The following is a 17,068-nucleotide window of genomic DNA, read 5'->3' as shown; positions in this document are numbered from 1 at the left end:
AGGCGATGCAAGCTCACAAGCCGGACAGCAGGGGCGATCTGATCGTCCGGGGCGGCACCCTTGTCGACGGCACGGGCGGCCCGCGGCGCCGTGCGGACGTGCGTGTGAAGGGCGGCGTCGTCGCTGAGATCGGGCCGGACCTGTCCCCGGACGGCGAGCAGGAGATCGACGCCGGCGGGGCCTTCGTGACCCCCGGGTTCATCGACGGCCACACGCACTACGACCCGTCATTGTTCTGGGACCCCAGCTGCGACCCGATGCCGCAGCACGGCGTTACGTCGATTTTGTTCGGGAATTGCTCGCTGTCCCTGGCGCCGGTCCGCGCGAGCGACCGGGCGGGGCTGAGCAAGACGTTCGCGGTGATCGAGGAGATCCCCGAGCTGGGCTTTTCCGACCACATCCCGTGGGACTGGGAGTCCTACCCGGAGTACGTGGGCTCGATGAGCTCGCGCGGGTTCGGTGTCAACGTCGCGGGTCTGGTGGGCCTCTCGGCGCTGCGGCTCTACGTGCTCGGTGCGGAGGCGTGGGAGCGACCCTCGACGCCGGACGAGCGCGCGCAGATCGCGGCCCTGCTCGACGAGGCGCTGCGCGGCGGGGCGTCGGGGTTCTCGACCTCGTACTTCGACCGCGGTGCCGACGGCCGGCTCGTGCCGAGCTCGCAGGCCGACGACGCCGAGCTCGAGGCGCTGCTGGCGGTCACGGGCAAGCACCGCGCCCACTTCGAGATCCTCTCGGCGATGATGGACCACCCGACGTCCATGGCGCAGCTCGAGCACCACGCCCGGCTGTGCGGCGCGGCCGACGTCGCGATGACCTGGAACGGGTTCATCGACTGGGATAAGGACCCGTCGATCATCGAGGGCTACCTCGCGCTGGCGAAGCGGCTGCAGGCCGACGGCCTGCGCGCCTACCCCACGATCTCCACGCATCCGCAGGAGTTCATGGCGAACTGGCAGGGTGGCATGGGGTTCATCAGCGTGCCGGCCTGGAACGAGCTCCTGCAGGCGCCCGACGAGGCCACTCAGAGCCGCATGCTGGCGGATCCCGAGTGGCGGGCCCGGGCCGCAGCGGACTGGGATCGCATTCCCAAGACGACGTTCCCGCACCACGAACTCGACCGGGTGCGGATCGAGACCGTCGAGCGGCCGGGCCTGGAGAAGTTCGTCGGGGAGACGTTCGGCGGCTGGGCGCGCAACCACGGCGGCCACCCGTCGGACGCCCTGGCGGACTGGCTGGAGCTGAACCTCCTGCACCCGGGGCTCGCCTACACCACCGGCAACGCGAACCCTGAGCGGATCGGCGCCTTCCTCAACGACCCGGCGACGGTCGTCTCGGCGAGCGACGCGGGCGCGCACATCATCTCGCACTGCAACACCGGCGACACGACGCTGATGCTGACCCGCTACGTCCGGGAACGCGGCGACCTCTCGCTGGAGAAGGCGGTCGCGGAGATGACCTCCCGGCCCGCGGACTTGTACGGGTTCGCCGACATCGGGCGCCTGGAGGTCGGCAAGCGCGGCGATCTGACCGTCTTCGACCTCGACGCACTCACCTTCGGCCGCCCCGAGGCGGTCTACGACTTCCCGGGCGGGGCGAAGCGCTACCGGCGGCCCGCGGGCGGCTACCGGGCCACCGCCGTCAACGGGGTGCTCACGCAGGTTGACGGCAAGGCGACGGAGGACCTGCCGGGCACATGGCTGCCGGGCAAGGAACCGGTCCGCATCTGAGTCCACCCACCCGGTCCGGTCGTCGTGGAGGAGGATCATGACGCGCTTCGGGGTCCACACTGCCCTGGAGAACTGCACGGTCGCGGAGCTGCAGGAGGCCTGGCGGCGCGCCGAGGACCTGGGCTTCGACTGGGTGAGCATCTGGGACCATCTGCACCCGGCGATCCGTCCGCCGGATGCGGGCTCCCTGGACTCAGTCGTCTGCCACACCGCGCTCGCGTTCGCCACCCAGCGGGTGCGGGTGGGGTCGCTCGTCTACTCCGTGGGGTTCCGGCATCCGGCGGTGCTGGCCCGGGCGGTGGCGACCATCGACCAGCTGTCCGGCGGCCGGGCCGAGCTGGGGCTCGGCGCCGGGTGGCATCGCGAGGAGTACGACGCCTTCGGGTTCCCGTTCGAGTCACCCGCGGTCCGGCTACGACGGTTGCGCGAGGGCGCCACCGTGGTCCGCCGGTTGTGGACCGAGGAGGTCGTCGACCACGAGGGCGAGTTCTACCGGCTCGACGGGGCCCGCTGCGGAGTCCGCCCCGTGCAGGAGCGGCCCCGGATCTGGGTGGGCGCCTCCGGGGAGAAGCGGGGGCTGGGCGTCGTCGCCGCGGTGAACGACGGCTGGAACTGCTCGTCGGTGATACCGGAGGAGCTGCGCCGCAAGAGGGCCATCGTGCTCGAGACCGCTGCGGACCCGGCCGCGATCGTCACCGCCGTCAACGTCGGGTTCGAGCCGGGGTCCGTCGAGCAGCACACGGACCTGATGGGCCGCTACGTCGACGCCGGGGCGGACCGGGTGGTATTGCGTGTGGTGGCACCCTTTCCGCTCGACGAGCTCACGGAGTTCGCGGCTGAGGTCATGCCGCGCTTCATGGGAGTGGATCGATGACGGACGTCCTCGTCGGCTGTTTCACCGCGGACCTCTGGTGCTACTTCACCCGCCCGGACACCGACACCACGATCTCGTCGCGCGGGATCGAGAGGCTCGTGCTCGACGATGACACCGGCGCGCTGCGGCCCGACGGCGTGGCCGCGGACGGCGTCTCCAGCCCGCAGTACCTCGCGCTGCACCCCGGGCTGCCGGTTCTCTACGCGGCGGAGTTCGCCCGGCCGGGCCGGATCGCCGTCCTCGACGTCGGCCCCGGGGGGCGGCTCACACGGCGGGCCTCCGTGGACTCCCTCGGGGGCATGGCCGTCGCCGTGACCGTGGACCCGGCCGGGGACGTCGCCTATGTCGCCCATCTCGACGACGGGGCGCTCACCGCCTGCCTGCTCGACGAGCGGGGCGGCATCCGGGTGGTCCGGCCCGTGGTCCCCGGAATGGCACAGCCCATGACGGGGGAGCGGTTCGCCTACCGCGGCTCCGGGTCGAAGCTCCACCAGGTCCGGGTGACGCCGGACGGCGGCGGGCTCGTGGTTGCCGACGTCGGCACGGACTCCGTGGTCACGTACCCGGCGGGCGCCGGCCCGAACCCGGCACCGCTGAGCTGCGTTGGTTTCCCGGAAGCGAGCTTTCCCCGGCACGTGGAGTTCCACCCCTCGGGGAGGACCGCCTATGTGGTGGGGGAGGGCGACGCCACGCTCTACGAGCTCGAGGCGCGGCAGCACGTGCCCGTGCGGATCGTCGCCGCCCACCGGCTGGTCCCGGACGGGACAACCGCGCTGCCGTCGGAGCTGCACCTGCACCCGGACGGGCGGACCCTGTTCGTCGGCCTGCGCCGGGCGGACGCGGTCGCGGTCCTGGACGTCGACGGCGAGGGCGCGGTCCGGCTGCGTGGCCACGAGCCGAGCCGCGGCCGCAACCCGCGGGCGGTGCGCGTGAGCCCGTCCGGGCGCCACCTGCTCGTGGGCAATTGGGACTCCAACACGGTCGTCGTGTTCGAGATCGGCGAAGACGGGTGGCCGCGCCCGCTCGGGGAGCCGGTCGAGGTCCCGTCGCCCAGCTCGTTCGCCTTCGCGTCATGAGCGAGCCGCTGGTCCTTACCGTGCTGCCCGCACCGCCTCTCAACAGCGGGGCCGAGGTGCGTGACACGATCGACGACGTGCTCGGGATCGCCCGCCGCGCCGAGGCGGCCGGGCTGGAGGGTCTCTTCCTCGCCGACTCGCTGGCCTTCGACCCGAGCTTCTCCCCGCGCAACCGGTTCGAGCCGGTCAGCTTGGCCGCCGCCGTCCTCGCCCGGACCGAGCGGATCACCGTCGTGGCGACGCTGTCGAGCACGTTCACCCATCCCGTGCACGTGGCCCGGCATCTCACCTCGCTCAGCCACATTGGCGCGGGCCGGATTGCGGCCAACCTGGTGACGTCGTATGCCGGCGAGCAGAACTTCGGGCTCGACGAGCTGCCCTCACCCGCTCAGCGCTACGCCCGCGCTGGCGAGTACCTCGCCGTCGTGGACCGGCTGTGGCACAGCTGGGGTGAGAAGGGCGACGACCCCGCGGACATCGACTTCACCGGGGAGCACTTTACGGTGCGCGGGCCGCTGAGCATCAGGCCCTTCCCGGGGCCGCTGCTCGTCGGCCAGTCCGGCGCCTCGCCGGAGGGGATCGATCTGGCCGCGCGGGTCGCCGAGTTCGTGTTCACCTCGGCCCCGGCCGATCACGCCCAGCGGCGCTACACCGATGCGCTGACCCGCGCCTGCGCGACCCACCGGATCGACGGCACCCGGCCGACCATCCTCACTGGGCTCGCCCCGATCCTCGGCGACACCGCCGAGCAGGCCCGCGAGCACGAACGCGCCCTCGCGGGGGTCTTCTCCTTCGCCGAGCAACGCACCCGGATCGAAGAGGTGCTCGGCGGCGTGGACCTGTCCGACGTCGCACCCGACGATCCCTTCCCGCGTGACCGCCTCCCGGCCGTCGAGCACATCGGCCGGCGCCAGGGCCGCGCCGCCGCCATCCACGAGCTGGTGACGCAGAACGACCTGACCCTGGCCGAGGTGGTCCGGATCGGGAACACCGCGAATGGCCACCGCAGCGTCGTCGGCACCGCCGACACCGTCGCCGCGGAGATTGCCCGCATCGCGGGCACCGGCCTCACCGACGGCTTCATCGTGCTGCTGCCCAAGCACTCCGAGCTCGTGGACCGCGTCTTCGAGGAGCTGTTCCCGCGGCTGGAGCGGGCCGGGCTCCTGGTCCCCGCACCGGACGCGGACCGGACCCGATCGCGGTTCCTCCGCCGCTAGAAAGGGAACACCGTTGCTGGAGCACTATCGGGTGCTGGGCCGCACCGGCATCCGCGTGAGCCCACTCGCCCTGGGCACCATGAACTTCGGCTCGTACGGACGCATGTCCGCCGCCGACTGCGCGACGCTGCTCGCGCGGGCCGTCGACGCGGGGATCAACCTGATCGACACCGCGGACGTCTACTCGCGCACCGAGGCCGAGACCCTCCTCGGCGAGGCGCTGACCGGACCGCTGGCCGGCCGCCGCGACGACCTGGTGCTGGTGAGCAAGTTCCACCACCCGATCGACGACCACCCAGCCCACCGCGGCAGCTCGCGGCGCTGGATCCACCGCGCCGTCGAGGGAAGTCTCCGCCGGCTGCGCACCGACCATCTCGACGTCTACCTGGCCCACCGTCCGGACGAGGACACCCCGCTGGACGAGACGGTCGACGCCCTCGCCGACCTCGTGCGGGCAGGCAAGATCCGCCACTACGGCACCAGCACCTTCCCGACGGCTCAGATCGTCGAAGCGCAATGGCTCGGCTGCGCCCGCGGCGCGCGGCCGGCCGTCGAGCAGCCGCCGTACTCGGTGCTGGCCCGGGGCATAGAGCGAGACCTTCTACCGGTCGCGCAGGAGTACGGGATCGGTACGCTGGTCTGGAGCCCACTAGCCGGCGGCTGGCTCTGCGGGCGCTACCGCGAGGAGACCCGGGACCCCGCCTGGCAGCGCTGGAAGAACCCGCTGCGCCACGATCCTTCGCTGCCCGCCAACCAGGCCAAAGCCGCGGCCGTGGCGCAGCTGGAGAAGATCGCGGCGGAAGCGGGATTGACGCTGATCCAGCTGGCGATCGCCTTCGTGCTCGAACATCCCGGAGTGACGTCGGCGGTCGTCGGACCGCGCACGGTGGAGCACCTCGACCCGCAGCTCGCCGCCGCCGGCACCGTGCTGCCGCGGGAAGTCCTCGACGCGATCGACGAGGTGGTGCCGCCGGGCGTCACGCTCAACCCGGGCGACCTCGGCTACACGGCGCCGGCCCTCCTGCGCCCCGAGCTGCGCCGCCGGAACAGCAGGTGAGCGCGATGGCGGCCTCCGACGTCCTCGTCGGCGGCCTCACCCACGAGGTCTGGGACCACTACCCGCGCCCCGATCCTGACACCACCGTCCCGGCCGCGGGTGTCGAGCGGCTGACTTTCGACGACACCACGGGCGAGCTCCGCCGCGCAGGCACCGCCGCGACCGGGCTGCGCAGCCCGCAGTACCTCGAGCCCCACCCGACCCTGCCAGTGCTGTACGCCGCCGAGTTCGCCACGTCGGCCCGGCTGGTCGCGCACGGCACGGCCGCCGACGGGGCCCTCAAGCCCCTCTCGGCGGTGGCCTCGCTGGGCACCATGGCCGCCGCGGTGGCCGTGCACCCGGACGGCGGATTCGCCTACGTGGGCCATCTCGTCGACGGGGTCCTGACGGTCGTCGAGCTCGACGCCGACGGCAACCCCGGCCCCACGCAGCCCCTCCCGCCGGATCCGGGCGCCCAACTCCACCACCTGCGCGTGACGCCCGACGGCTCCCTGCTGCTGGTGACCGACTTCGGGCGCGACGAGCTCGCGGTCCACCCCCTCGACAGCGGCAGGCCAGCGGGACCCGCCCGACGGATCATCTTCCCCACCGGGTCGCGGCCCCGCCACCTCGCGCTCGACCCGTCCGGCCGGGCCGTGTACGTCGTCGGAGAGGGGGACGCCACGCTGTACGTGCTCGAGGCGCGCGACCACGTACCGACCGCGATCCGCTCCACCCACCACCTCGGCGCCGGCTCCCCGTCGGAGCTGCACCTGCACCCCGACGGCGGTACGCTGTTCGTGGGCGTCCGCAAGGCGGACGCCATCGTGTCCGTCGAGGTCGACGGCGTGGGCGGGGCCCGGGTGCGCGCGACCGTTCGCAGCGGCGGACGCTCGCCGCGGACCCTCGCCGTCCACCCCGGCGGCCGGCACCTGCTGGTCGGCAACTGGCACTCGAACGAGCTTGTCGTGTTCGGGATCGACGGGAATCACCGGCTCGGGCCGGCGGGCCGGCCGGTCCCGGTGCCGTCGCCGAGCTCGATCCTGTTCGCCGGAGGGTGAGTCAGACGCCCGACTCGATGAGCTTGCGGGACACAAACGGGCGGGACCCGCCGAGGATCATCGGTAGCGCCTCGGAGCTGGGCAGCGCGGGGCCGATCGCCCCGTCCACAACGAGGTGGGCCTGCGTGCCATAGCGGCCCAGCACGAGCACCAAGGTCTGCTCGTCGGTGCGAGTCTCGCGCGAGCGGGGATCGGGGAAGCACCACTTCCACCGGCCGACCTCAGTGGTGAAGTGCAGCTCGACGAAGTCCGCCCTGGCGGGGCAGCGACCGATCTCCGCGAGGTCGGCCCGGACGAACGACCCCTTCTGCGGGACGGTACCGACGACAGATCCCTCGGGCATGGATCTCACTTCCTCATGAGGCTCGTGAGCGCCGGCAGCGCGGGCGCGGGATAGCGGTCGACGTTCAGCACGAGGGCGAGCGAGGTGTAGAAGCCGACCGCGGTGATCAGCTCGACCGCGCCCTGGCGCCCCCAGCGGTCGGCCACGGCGGCGAAGGTCGCGTCGTCGACGTCGCCGTCACGCAGCAGCTCGCCAACGAAGTCATGGGTGTCCGCGAGCTCGCCGCCCAGCTCCGGGCGGACGCCGTGGGCGATCGCCTCGACCACCTCGGGGTCCAGGCCGAACCGGGCGGCGTACCGGCGATGGGTGTGGAACTCGAAGTGGCAGTTCCAGTGCCGCGCGGTGAGCAGAACGGCCAACTCGACCGCCGTCCGCGGGATCGACAGCCCCTCGAACATGAGCGGGACGAGCCGGCCGACGCCCTCGGCCAGGCCCGGGCTGCGCAGCAGCGCGGCCATCGGGCCGCCGATCACCGAGCCGTCGCCCGCTCGGTCCGGGTATAGGTACGCCACGAGCCGGTCGTTGACCGCGCGCTGGGCCGGGTCCATCTCCTCGGCCGGCAGGTCGCCGAAGCGGCGCCGGGGCTCGTCGTGCGACATCGCACCTCCTGCGGATCTAGCAAACCGAACAGTGGTTGGTTACGGTTTATCACACGCAGCGGGCACCCTCAACGTGCTCGCGTCGAGGAGGAACAATGACGGACTTCCGCTTCCCCGTGGAGGCGTCCCAGGTCCTCGCCTTCGCCCGGGCGATCGGCGACGAGAACCCCGCCTACACCGATCCCAGCTCCCGCGAGGCGGTCGAGCTCGGCGCGATCCCGGCGCCGCCGACCTTCGCGATGTCGGCGGCGCACTTCGAGCCGGACTACCCGCTGCGGCCGCGGCAGGGCCGGCCGTGGCCCGAGTCGGCCGACGCCGGGGAGGCCCACTGGCTCCACGCCGAGCAGCACTTCGAGTACCGCCGGCCAATGGTCGTCGGGGACGTCCTCGACGTGGTGCAGCGCCCCGGCCGCACGTGGGACAAGGCCTCGCGAGGCGGCGGCACGCTGCGATTCGAGGAGCTCGTGACCGAGTACCGGGATACGCGGACCGGCGAGCAGGTCGTCGTCGCCCGGTTCGTCCGCGTGCTGCCCGTCACCTCCGGCGAGGGGGAGTAGATGGAACTGCAGGTGGGGGAGAGCCGAACCGCGGCGGTCGTCGAGGACCTCAGCCGCACCCGGATCGCCATGTACGCCGGGGCGTCCGGGGACTTCAACCCGCTGCATACCGACGAGGTCTACGCGACCCGGGTCGCCGGGCAGCCCACCGTGCTCGCCCACGGCATGCTCGCCATGGGGGCGTCCGGGAAGGTGGTCACGGACTGGGTCGGGATCGGGGCGCTGCGCTCCTTTGGCGGGCGCTTCGTCCGCCCGGTCCGGCCCGGCGACACCCTGACGGCGCGGGCCACCGTCGAGGCCGTGCAGGTGCTGGAGGGCCGGCAGCTGGCCGAGCTCGCGGTCGAGACAACCGACCAGAACGGTCGCACGGTGCTCACCGGCCGGGCGACAGCGGACCTCGGGCCAGCGTAACCAAACGCTGTTGGGCTCGCTCGTGTAGGGTGCAGCCGTGGAACTCGGACGAGTCGGAATCTGGACCACGGCCTTCGATCGCCATCCCTCCGCGGCGGCGCAGGAGGCGGCCCGCGAGCTCGAGGAGCTCGGCTACCGGACGCTGTGGCTGAACGAGGCAATCGGGCGGGACCCGTTCGTGATGGCGGGCCTGCTATTGGCCGCGACGTCGCGGCTGACGGTCGCAACCGGCATCGCCAATATCTACGCCCGCGATGCCATGACGACCGAGGCGGCCCGCAAAACTCTCGCCGAGGCGTATCCGGACCGGTTCCTGCTCGGGCTCGGGGTGAGCAGCCCGGCGCTGGTGGCCAAGGTCCGCGGCCACGAATACCGCCGCCCGCTGAGCTACCTGCGTTCCTATCTTGACGCGATGGACGCCGCGCCCTTCGCCGCCCTCGGCCCGGAAGGTCCTCAGTGGACCGTCCTTGGCGCGCTCGGGCCGAAGATGCTCGAGCTGGCGGGCACGCGGACGAGCGGTGCGCACCCGTACCTCACCACCCCGGAGCACACCCGGCAGGCCCGGGAGATCCTGGGCGACAAGCCGCTTCTTGCCCCCGAGCAGATGCTGCTGCTGGAGCGGGATCCCGCCACCGCACGGGCGATCGGGCGCGCAGCCATCAGCTTCTACCTGCGCGCTCCGGGATACCTCGCGAACCTGCGCCGGCTCGGCTTCGCCGACGAGGACTGGGCGAACCCGAAGCAGGCGTCGGACCGCCTGGTCGACGCGCTCGTGGCGTGGGGTGATCTCGACACGGTCGTGGCACGGGTGCGGGAGCACCACGACGCGGGCGCCGATCACGTCGCCGTCCAGGTGCTGCGGGGTGACGCCGAGATTCCCCTGCCCGAGTGGCGGACGCTCGCCCCGGAGCTTTTGTGACAAACCCGAACCTTCGAACGGAGTCGACGATGGCCGAGATCGAGCCCTTCAGCCCACGCGCGAGCGCCGCCGAGCTCGAGGACCTGCGCACCAGGCTGCACGCGACGCGCTTGCCCGACGCGCCCGAGGACGCCGGGTGGTCGATGGGGACGGACCTCGACCACCTGCGCGAGCTCGTCGAGTACTGGGCGGAGGAGTTCGACTGGCCCGCCCAGGAGGACGCCCTGGGTCGGCTGCCGCGCTTCCGCGCCACCGTCGGCGGGCTGGGCATCCACTTCGTGCACGCCCGGGCGAAGGCGACGACCGGCCCCGTCCTGCCGCTCGTGCTCACCCACGGCTGGCCGGACTCGTTCTGGCGCTACACAAAGGTGATCGACCTGCTCGTCGACCCCGGTGCACACGGCGCCGATCCCGCCGACGCGTTCGACGTCGTCGTCCCGGACCTGCCGGGCTTCGGCTACTCCGACGCACCCCGTGGTGCCCCGCTCGACACGGTCGCCGTGGCCGGTCTCTGGGTGCAGCTCATGACCGCGCTCGGCTACACCCGGTTCGGCGCGGCGGGGGGCGACATCGGCAGCCAGGTCAGCCGCTACCTCGGGCTCGACCACGCCGATCGGGTCGTCGGAGTCCATCGGATGGACGCCGGGCTGCCGGTGCTGACCTCGGGCGGCCCGCCGCTGTCGGAGGAGGAGCGCCGGTGGCTCGAGTCGGCGGCGGCCTGGGGCGCCGCCGAGGGGGCCTACGGCGCGATACACCGGACGAAGCCACAGACCCCCGCGGTCGCGCTCACCGACTCGCCCGCCGGCCTGGCCGCGTGGATCGTCGAGAAGCTCCGCGCCTGGAGCGACTGCGAGGGCGACGTGTACCGGTCCTACACCCGCGACGAGATACTTACCAACATCACGCTGTACTGGCTGACGCGCACGATCGGCTCCTCCATACGGATGTACCGGGCCAACGCCGCGATCCCGCATGCCCAGCACACCCGCCGGGTCGAGGTGCCCAGCGGGTTCTCGATCTTCCAGGGGGACATCGTCCGGCCGCCGCGGGCCTGGCTGGAGCGGACCGGGAACGTCGTGCGGGTGACCGAACCCCCGCGTGGCGGCCACTTCGCGCCGTTCGAGGAGCCCGAGCTGTACGCCCAGGAGCTGCGCGACTTCTTCCGCCCGCTCCGTTCAGCGTGATGCGGTCGCGGCGGCGAGCACGGACTCCGTGATCCCCCGAGCGATGTGCTCCCAGAGCACCTCGTCGTCGATATGCTCGGCCGCGGCCCGACGGGCCTCGCTGAGGGCGTCGAACGCCTCGTCGAGCGGTTCCGTGTCGTTCCGTGCCGCCGTGGCGTACAGCACTGAGCCGAACGTGTAGGACTCCATGCTTTCGATGAGCGGGATGATCGCCGGCCGGGGCACACCGCTGGCGTAGAGAATGCGCACTGCCTTGTCGTAGAACTCGAGCGCAATGCGGTGCGGGTGCTGCTTGAGAATCACGGTCACCAGCGCCGGATGGTCAAGCAGGGCCCGGCGGTAGAGGCGTGCCTGGTCGATGAACCACTCCCGCCAGTCCGCGTCCGGTGCGTCGAGAAGCCGCGCGTCGTCCAGCGCCAGCTGGGCGGAGCCGAGGAGGATGTCCTCCTTGTTGTGGAAGTGGTGATAGAGGGACGCCCCGTTGACGTTGAGCTCTCGTGCGAGGCGTCGGATGCTCAGCTCGTCCAAGCCCTCCTCGTCGATGATCCGAAGCGCGGTTTCGAGGGTGGTGCGCTTGGAGATGAGGGGCACTTTGGGGCGGCCCACGGCGACGGCTCCTTCGCAAGGCGACTGAAGTGATCACGGAGTCTGTGCAACTGTAGCCGGGCAAGGTGGTTCGCTCACACCTCCGTTATCCGGTCCGACCAGCATCCGACCTTCGTCCAATCCGGGCGGCTGAGTGTCCGTGCCGCCGCCTAGCTGTGGTGGAACGTTGACCTGGACAGTTCCACGCAGATGGTTCCCCCCGTCGACGGCCAGACAGACGCCAGTGATCCACGATGCCGCCGGGCTGACGAGGAAGGACACCGCCTCCGCGAGATCTTTCGCTGCGCCGAGCCTGCCGACCGGAGTTTCGCTCAGCTGTCGCGCGACGAAACCTCCGTTGCCGTAGAGCCCAGCGGTCATGTCGGTGTCCACGATGCCCGCCCGAATCGCGTTCACGCGGACGCCCTGCTCTCCGAGCTCGTTGGCTCCGTTCGCCACCAGGGCCTCCAGCGCCGCTTTACTGATGGCGTACGCCGCCATCCCGTGATGGGGTCTGGTTGCGGCGATCGACGAGATAGCGACGATCGAGCCTCCGCCGTTCTGTGCGATTCGTTCGGCAGTCGCGCGAAGGGTGAGGAACGCGCCGTCGAGATTCGTGGACAAGACTCGTCGCCACGAACGGAGAGGAGTCGAGGCAAGCTTGGCGTGCCGTCCGCCCGTGCCGGCGGCGAGTACGGCGACCGTGAGCGGGGCGCGTGCACTCGCCTGTTCGACTGCAAGCGCCACGTCGGCTTCGTTCGTCACAGACCCCACAGCTGTTGACACCTTGTCGCCGAGCAGGCGCTGGGTATCCAGGAGTGGCTCCTCTCGTCGGCCCATGATCGTGACGAAGTAGCCGTCCTGGACGAGCCTCTCGGTGATGCGCCGTCCGATGCCGGTTCCACCGCCGGTGACCAGAGCTGAAGCGGGCCGCGCGATCACGGCTCCGCCTGCCGATCGGACCGCGGCCGAAGTGAGGCATGTCGGGACTGCATGGGGCTAGTATAATCCAACAGTGGTCGATTATGTGAGTGTCTGTCGTCTCCGAAGCACATCGCCTGGAGCAACGTGCGGTTGCGTCTCTTGGTGGTGTAACTGCTCGCCGCCGAGGACGGCGTGGTTCACCTCGTACAGAGGGAGCTTCTCCGACAAGGTGTCGCCTGATGGTGTCCCGCGCGGCGCGCGCCTGGGCCCTGGGCCCGCGCGGGCGTCGAACAGGGTCGGGCGCCTCAAGAGGTGGAGCCACATCAGCTCAGTCATCAGAACCCACTGCAGTCCAGGCGAGTTAGAAGCTCGCCACGGGAGCCGGCCAGCGTCGGATGTCGGCGACGCTGAGGTCGCTGAGGGTGAGGGCTACCACTCTGCCACCGGGCTGACCGAAGCCAAGTGCAGCGATGAAGCCGCCTGCACCACAGGAGTCGTGCTGCTGTCGCCGGCGGCATCCCATGAATAGGTGATTCTCATGAACATCGAACGGCCGGGACCAGGCGAATTCGCCGCAGCTCCGCGCCGAACCGGCCCGACTTTGACTGAATCGGTCTACTGCATGGCCCGCGCCCTCGCGCCTCACGGTCTGTTCGCTGGTACGGGTCGCCGCCCCAGCGGCTGAGGAGATTGCATGAGCGGACTGTTCGATCTTCGTGGGCGCACAGTCGTTGTCACCGGAGGGAGCCGCGGCATTGGGCCCATGACCGCTCGTGGCCTGCTACTCGCCGGTGCCACCGTCGTGATCTCCTCGCGGAACGCCGACGTCTGCGAGCAGGCGTGCACGGAGCTATCCGAGTTCGGCGAGGTCAGCGCCGTCCGGGCAAACCTCGCGCACGAGGACGAGTGCCTGCGCCTTGCTGAGACAGTACGGGCCGGTCACGACGGTGTGCACATCCTCATCAACAACGCCGGAGCGACCTGGGGCGCCCCGCTCGAGGAGTCCCCCACGTCAGCCTGGGAAAAGGTCCTCGATCCTAACTTGAAGGCTCCTTTCTTCCTCACCCGGTCGTTCCTCCTGACCTGGAGAACACGGCCACCACGAGGTGGTCTAGCGGTTGACGGTCAAGCCTCCATCGAGGGTGAGCAAGGCTCCGGTGACGTAGCTGCCCGCACGGGAGGACAGGTAGATGACTGCGCCAGCGACATCGTCGGGCTCACCGAGGCGCCGAAGTGGTGTCTGCGCGACGAACTCGTCCGCGTGCTGCTCAAGCGTCTTCCTCGTCATCTTCGAGGGGAACGGGCCCGGCGCGAGTTGCACGGACTCCACGTGGCCCCAGCTTGGCGGCGAGGACACGGGCCAGATGGTGCTGGCCGACTTTGCTCATCGAGTAGGAGTCCGTCGGTGTGTCGGAAACGGTCAGACCATCGATCGAACCTACGTTGATGATCCTTGCGGGAACGTGCCCGCACACCTTGCGACTGGAACACATGACAACCCAATCTCGCCTTTTGTCCCGCCCCAACCTGGCAGGATGCTGTCGGCGCAGAAGTCCTACGCCGAGGGCGCCCTCGCCTTGGGCAGTTGTGCGGCAAGCTCCTGGAGCCGCTACATCTACCGGTACGAGCTGCCACGACTACTCGGGGTCTGGGCAGACCCCTGTCGGCTCAGCGTGGCTCTGACGCCCAGGAGCACGAAACCCACATGGCTTCAGCCAAGACCAAGCAGCGGATGCTTGACAGTGGACATCGAACGGAGAACGTCATGAGGCGCCAGCGGGGCAAGGGCGTGGACCACCCAGGACGGGAGATCGCCGCCGTGCTCCTGCGCGGAGCGGTCGGGGTGACGATGATTGCCCACGGCGTGCGACACGCCCGCACTCTGAGGGGAACGGCCAGCTGGTTTGGCTCCATCGGATTCCGTGAGCCGGCCCTACAGGCACGGGCCAGCGCCGCCGTCGAGGTCGGCGCCGGCGCTCTCTTACTAGCGGGCGCCGGGACGCCCCTGGCGTCGGCCGCAGTCGTCAGCACCATGGGAGTCGCTGCCCGCACCGTCCACGCGCCCAACGGCTTCTTCATCACCGCCGAGGGCTGGGAGTACACGGCGAACCTGGCCACAGCCGTCGTCGCCTTGGCCGCGAACGGGCCCGGTCGCTGGAGCGTGGACCGCGCGACCGGCCTGGATCGTCGAATATTCGGGGCGCGCGCTGCGGCCCTCGCCGTAGGCCTCGGGCTGGCCAGCGCCGCGACCCACCTCGTCGCCTTCTGGACGGCACCAGAGCGAGCCGCGGAGTAGCAGCCAGAAGCGGTGCACCGCGGCGGCAGCACCTGCGAACGGTTGCCATGGCAGCGGTGGTGTCGCCGTACCTGCACGAGGTGGGAGACGAAACCAGAAATCACTCGGTCGCCCGGGCACTGCGAGGAGAGGGACTGCGCTGTGGCCGCGCCGCTGCTCCCGTGCTTGTCAGGATCCCGGGACCGGTGGGCGGCCGCACTACCCACCCGTGCTCACGGCCGAACGGCTCGGGCCGTTGTTGATCGGGTTGGGACTGCCCAGACTCTGGTTGACCCGTGTCGGGTAGGTGTTCAGGCCGCGTGAGCGGTCGAGGCGAGTATCTCGAATTCGACTGGGGTGAGCCTGCCGAGGGTGTCTTGGCGTCGTCGGCGGTGGTAGGTGGTCTCGATCCAGGACACGATCGCCAGGCGGAGCTCGGCGCGGGTGTGCCAGCGGCGGCGGTTGAGGACGTTCTTCTGCAGGAGGCTGAAGAACGATTCCATCGCGGCGTTGTCCGCGCAGGTCCCGACCCGACCCATCGACCCTTGGAGCTGGGCTTCGCGGAGAACCCGCTGCTAGGCGTGGGAGCGGAACTGGCTGCCTCTGTCGGAGTGCACGATCGCGGTCGCGTCCGGGGCGCGTAGCGCGATGGCGTTGCGCAGCGCGTCGACAGCGAGCTGGGAGGTCATGCGGGCGTCGATGGAGTAGCCCACGATCCGCTTGGAACAGGCGTCCTTGACCGCGCAGAGGTAGAGCTTGCCCTCGCGGGTGGGGTGCTCGGTGATGTCGGTAAACCACAACAGGTTCGGCGCCGCGGCGGTGAACTCGCGGCCCACGAGGTCGTCGTGCACCGGCGGGCCCGGGCGGCGGTAGCGGCCCCGTTGACGGGCGTGGACCGACCACAGCTTCTGCAGTGTGCAGAGCCGGTTCACGCGGTTGCGCGAGGCCGTCCAGCCCTGGCCGGCGAGTTCGTCGGTGATGAAGCGGTAGCCGAACTCGGGGTCGTCGTGGTGGACGTCGACCGCAGCATTGACCAGGTGAGCGTCGTCGTAGTCCCGGTCGCAAACGGGCTTGGCCCGCCACTTGTAGAAGGCCTGCTTGCTAAAGCCCAACACCCGGCAGGTCACCGCGACAGGGATTCCGTTGTCGGCGAGGTCGAGGACCAGCGGGTACATCATTTTGGGAGCACGTCACGGGCGAAGTAGGCAGTGGCCCGGCGCAGGATCTCGTTCTCCTGCTCGAGCTGCTTCGTGCGTTTGCGCAGCTCGCGGTTCTCCGCCTCGAGGTCGATCTCGCCCGTCCTGGCCGGCGCGGCGGGTGTGTCCGGGGTGATGCCGTCTTTCCGGTCGGCGATCTTGAGCCAGCGTGAGAGGCAGGACTCGGAGATCCCGAAGTTCCGTGCGACCGCCGCGATGGACTGGTCGCCCTGGCGGGCGACAGCGATCACGTCGCGGCGGAACTCCTTCAGGAACGGCTTGGGCACGATGTCGATCCTTCCAGCGAGGAGCACGTCCTCACAGGCCAGGAGTCAACCGAAGTCTGGGCAGTCCCGTTCTCGCCGTAGGGTCGTAGGTGGTACTTCACGTGCCCTGATGTTGCACCGTGCCTGGCGGGTGTGGCTGCGCGGCAAACCCCTCTCCCACGGCCACCCCCTGCCGCCGGGCCTGGACTCAGGTGTGGTCGGTGACCGGCGGCGGGCAGATCACGAATTTGGGCACGACGGCGCCCGGGGTCGGTGATGACCTCGCCGCCCGAGCGCACCCACTCGGTGCGCAGGTACTGCAATGCCCGGTCCTCGCTGATCCTTCCTGTGAGCATCCGCTGCAGCACGGTCGCCGCCGCGGCGGTGGTCTCGGTGTCTTGCTCGGCCACCCCCGCCCCCTACGTCGCTGGCTCACAGTTCCGCGGCGACCGCGGCACCGACCGAGTTGCGCGTGGACCCGCGCAGCCTCATCGCCCGGGTGTCGGACTAGGGAGCGCTGGTGCCGAGATGCGTTGAGGGGCCCGGCAAGCCGGGCCCCTCAAGGCGGTGGCGTCAGCTCACGACGCGGATGTTGTGGGCGATGCCGAAAAGGGTCACTGCGACGATCTGGTGCTCGTGCCCGCAGTCCGGGCAGGCGATCCACTCCCCCACGTCGTAGCGGCCTCGCCGCATGTCGGTGGTGAAGCCCTGGTCGCAGGCGTCGCCGACGTCGAGGATCGTGCCGGGGCTCAGGTCGAGCGGGACACCGTCGATGCTGGGGACGCTGGTCTGGTCGGTCATCGGATACTCCTTCGTTG

Annotated in this window: 17 protein-coding genes and 2 pseudogenes; 12 read left to right on the top strand and 7 right to left on the bottom strand. The window is 70.6% G+C overall.

Annotated features, from left to right (window positions below; translation table 11 throughout):
• Positions 1-5 precede the first annotated feature (5 nt).
• The 6 genes from LWC35_RS24200 to LWC35_RS24175 are packed head-to-tail and all read left to right on the top strand — an operon-like array spanning position 6 to position 6,991.
• The gene (locus tag LWC35_RS24200; protein WP_232872539.1) at positions 6-1,727 is read left to right on the top strand and encodes an N-acyl-D-amino-acid deacylase family protein; all 1,722 of its coding nucleotides are present in this window, start codon (positions 6-8) and stop codon (positions 1,725-1,727) included.
• A gap of 37 nt (positions 1,728-1,764) precedes the next feature.
• The gene (locus LWC35_RS24195) at positions 1,765-2,601 is read left to right on the top strand and encodes an LLM class flavin-dependent oxidoreductase (protein ID WP_232872538.1); all 837 of its coding nucleotides are present in this window, start codon (positions 1,765-1,767) and stop codon (positions 2,599-2,601) included.
• Entirely contained in the window at positions 2,598-3,677 is a 1,080-nt protein-coding gene (locus LWC35_RS24190) for a lactonase family protein (RefSeq protein WP_232872537.1), read from the top strand. The genes LWC35_RS24195 and LWC35_RS24190 overlap by 4 nt, the downstream gene beginning before the upstream one ends.
• Positions 3,674-4,894, top strand: a complete 1,221-nt coding sequence (locus LWC35_RS24185; protein WP_232872536.1) for an LLM class flavin-dependent oxidoreductase — start codon at positions 3,674-3,676, stop codon at positions 4,892-4,894. Before LWC35_RS24190 ends, LWC35_RS24185 begins: the two co-directional genes overlap by 4 nt.
• Before the next feature lie 13 nt (positions 4,895-4,907).
• Positions 4,908-5,951 (top strand): aldo/keto reductase, encoded by a 1,044-nt coding sequence (locus LWC35_RS24180; RefSeq protein WP_269804706.1) that lies wholly within the window; start codon positions 4,908-4,910, stop codon positions 5,949-5,951.
• A gap of 5 nt (positions 5,952-5,956) precedes the next feature.
• Positions 5,957-6,991 (top strand): lactonase family protein, encoded by a 1,035-nt coding sequence (locus tag LWC35_RS24175; RefSeq protein WP_232872535.1) that lies wholly within the window; start codon positions 5,957-5,959, stop codon positions 6,989-6,991.
• A 1-nt stretch (position 6,992) separates the two neighbouring features.
• Here the strand turns inward: LWC35_RS24175 and LWC35_RS24170 are convergent, their stop codons facing one another.
• Positions 6,993-7,334, bottom strand: coding sequence for a hypothetical protein (locus LWC35_RS24170; protein ID WP_232872534.1), 342 nt, complete (start codon positions 7,332-7,334; stop codon positions 6,993-6,995).
• Between the two features lie 5 nt (positions 7,335-7,339).
• Positions 7,340-7,933: a carboxymuconolactone decarboxylase family protein gene (locus LWC35_RS24165; RefSeq protein ID WP_232872533.1), complete on the bottom strand. Its 594-nt coding sequence runs from the start codon at positions 7,931-7,933 to the stop codon at positions 7,340-7,342.
• 95 nt (positions 7,934-8,028) lie between these two features.
• Here LWC35_RS24165 and LWC35_RS24160 point away from each other — a divergent pair, with 95 nt between their 5' ends.
• The 4 genes from LWC35_RS24160 to LWC35_RS24145 are packed head-to-tail and all read left to right on the top strand — an operon-like array spanning position 8,029 to position 11,004.
• A complete protein-coding gene (locus LWC35_RS24160) occupies positions 8,029-8,490 on the top strand; it encodes an FAS1-like dehydratase domain-containing protein (protein ID WP_232872532.1) in 462 nt (153 codons plus the stop codon).
• Entirely contained in the window at positions 8,491-8,901 is a 411-nt protein-coding gene (locus LWC35_RS24155; protein ID WP_269804705.1) for a MaoC/PaaZ C-terminal domain-containing protein, read from the top strand. It begins immediately after the preceding gene.
• A 37-nt stretch (positions 8,902-8,938) separates the two neighbouring features.
• Positions 8,939-9,820: an LLM class F420-dependent oxidoreductase gene (locus LWC35_RS24150; protein ID WP_232872531.1), complete on the top strand. Its 882-nt coding sequence runs from the start codon at positions 8,939-8,941 to the stop codon at positions 9,818-9,820.
• 29 nt (positions 9,821-9,849) lie between these two features.
• Positions 9,850-11,004 carry an epoxide hydrolase family protein gene (locus LWC35_RS24145; RefSeq protein ID WP_232872530.1) on the top strand — a complete coding sequence of 385 codons (1,155 nt, stop codon included), beginning with the start codon at positions 9,850-9,852 and terminating at the stop codon, positions 11,002-11,004.
• Here LWC35_RS24145 and LWC35_RS24140 read toward each other — a convergent pair.
• Both LWC35_RS24140 and LWC35_RS24135 read right to left on the bottom strand, forming a co-directional pair.
• Positions 10,996-11,610, bottom strand: coding sequence for a TetR/AcrR family transcriptional regulator (locus LWC35_RS24140; RefSeq protein ID WP_232872529.1), 615 nt, complete (start codon positions 11,608-11,610; stop codon positions 10,996-10,998). The genes LWC35_RS24145 and LWC35_RS24140 overlap by 9 nt on opposite strands.
• Before the next feature lie 33 nt (positions 11,611-11,643).
• The gene (locus LWC35_RS24135) at positions 11,644-12,531 is read right to left on the bottom strand and encodes an SDR family NAD(P)-dependent oxidoreductase (protein WP_232872528.1); all 888 of its coding nucleotides are present in this window, start codon (positions 12,529-12,531) and stop codon (positions 11,644-11,646) included.
• 676 nt (positions 12,532-13,207) lie between these two features.
• On the opposite strand from LWC35_RS24135, the pseudogene LWC35_RS41050 reads away from it, so the two are divergent.
• Positions 13,208-13,543: pseudogene (locus LWC35_RS41050) on the top strand (SDR family NAD(P)-dependent oxidoreductase); the annotation flags it as partial.
• 81 nt (positions 13,544-13,624) lie between these two features.
• Here LWC35_RS41050 and LWC35_RS24130 read toward each other — a convergent pair.
• Positions 13,625-13,870 carry an SDR family oxidoreductase gene (locus tag LWC35_RS24130; RefSeq protein ID WP_232872527.1) on the bottom strand — a complete coding sequence of 82 codons (246 nt, stop codon included), beginning with the start codon at positions 13,868-13,870 and terminating at the stop codon, positions 13,625-13,627.
• A gap of 348 nt (positions 13,871-14,218) precedes the next feature.
• Between LWC35_RS24130 and LWC35_RS39515 the strand changes: the two genes are divergently transcribed.
• A complete protein-coding gene (locus tag LWC35_RS39515) occupies positions 14,219-14,809 on the top strand; it encodes a DoxX family protein (protein ID WP_308194654.1) in 591 nt (196 codons plus the stop codon).
• 290 nt (positions 14,810-15,099) lie between these two features.
• Here the strand turns inward: LWC35_RS39515 and LWC35_RS24115 are convergent.
• Positions 15,100-16,271: pseudogene (locus LWC35_RS24115) on the bottom strand (IS3 family transposase).
• Positions 16,272-16,823: 552 nt separating this feature from the next.
• Positions 16,824-17,051 carry a hypothetical protein gene (locus tag LWC35_RS24110; RefSeq protein ID WP_232872526.1) on the bottom strand — a complete coding sequence of 76 codons (228 nt, stop codon included), beginning with the start codon at positions 17,049-17,051 and terminating at the stop codon, positions 16,824-16,826.
• Between the last annotated feature and the right edge of the window lie 17 nt (positions 17,052-17,068).

Source organism: Pseudonocardia kujensis, assembly GCF_021283305.1.
GTDB classification, from domain to species: Bacteria; Actinomycetota; Actinomycetes; order Mycobacteriales; family Pseudonocardiaceae; genus Pseudonocardia; species Pseudonocardia kujensis.
The sequence above is the reverse complement of the archived record's forward strand: the minus strand, read 5'-3'. Positions and strand labels throughout refer to the sequence as shown.

Excerpts from the sequence above, each read along its gene's own strand:
- LWC35_RS24200 (WP_232872539.1), top strand. The coding sequence starts at position 6 with ATGCAAGCTCACAAGCCGGACAGCAGGGGCGATCTGATCGTCCGGGGC.
- LWC35_RS24145 (WP_232872530.1), top strand. The coding sequence starts at position 9,850 with ATGGCCGAGATCGAGCCCTTCAGCCCACGCGCGAGCGCCGCCGAGCTC.
- LWC35_RS24165 (WP_232872533.1), bottom strand. The coding sequence starts at position 7,933 with ATGTCGCACGACGAGCCCCGGCGCCGCTTCGGCGACCTGCCGGCCGAG.
- LWC35_RS24160 (WP_232872532.1), top strand. The coding sequence starts at position 8,029 with ATGACGGACTTCCGCTTCCCCGTGGAGGCGTCCCAGGTCCTCGCCTTC.
- LWC35_RS24170 (WP_232872534.1), bottom strand. The coding sequence starts at position 7,334 with ATGCCCGAGGGATCTGTCGTCGGTACCGTCCCGCAGAAGGGGTCGTTC.
- LWC35_RS39515 (WP_308194654.1), top strand. The coding sequence starts at position 14,219 with ATGGCTTCAGCCAAGACCAAGCAGCGGATGCTTGACAGTGGACATCGA.
- LWC35_RS24185 (WP_232872536.1), top strand. The coding sequence starts at position 3,674 with ATGAGCGAGCCGCTGGTCCTTACCGTGCTGCCCGCACCGCCTCTCAAC.
- LWC35_RS24195 (WP_232872538.1), top strand. The coding sequence starts at position 1,765 with ATGACGCGCTTCGGGGTCCACACTGCCCTGGAGAACTGCACGGTCGCG.
- LWC35_RS24155 (WP_269804705.1), top strand. The coding sequence starts at position 8,491 with ATGGAACTGCAGGTGGGGGAGAGCCGAACCGCGGCGGTCGTCGAGGAC.
- LWC35_RS24175 (WP_232872535.1), top strand. The coding sequence starts at position 5,957 with ATGGCGGCCTCCGACGTCCTCGTCGGCGGCCTCACCCACGAGGTCTGG.
- LWC35_RS24110 (WP_232872526.1), bottom strand. The coding sequence starts at position 17,051 with ATGACCGACCAGACCAGCGTCCCCAGCATCGACGGTGTCCCGCTCGAC.
- LWC35_RS24190 (WP_232872537.1), top strand. The coding sequence starts at position 2,598 with ATGACGGACGTCCTCGTCGGCTGTTTCACCGCGGACCTCTGGTGCTAC.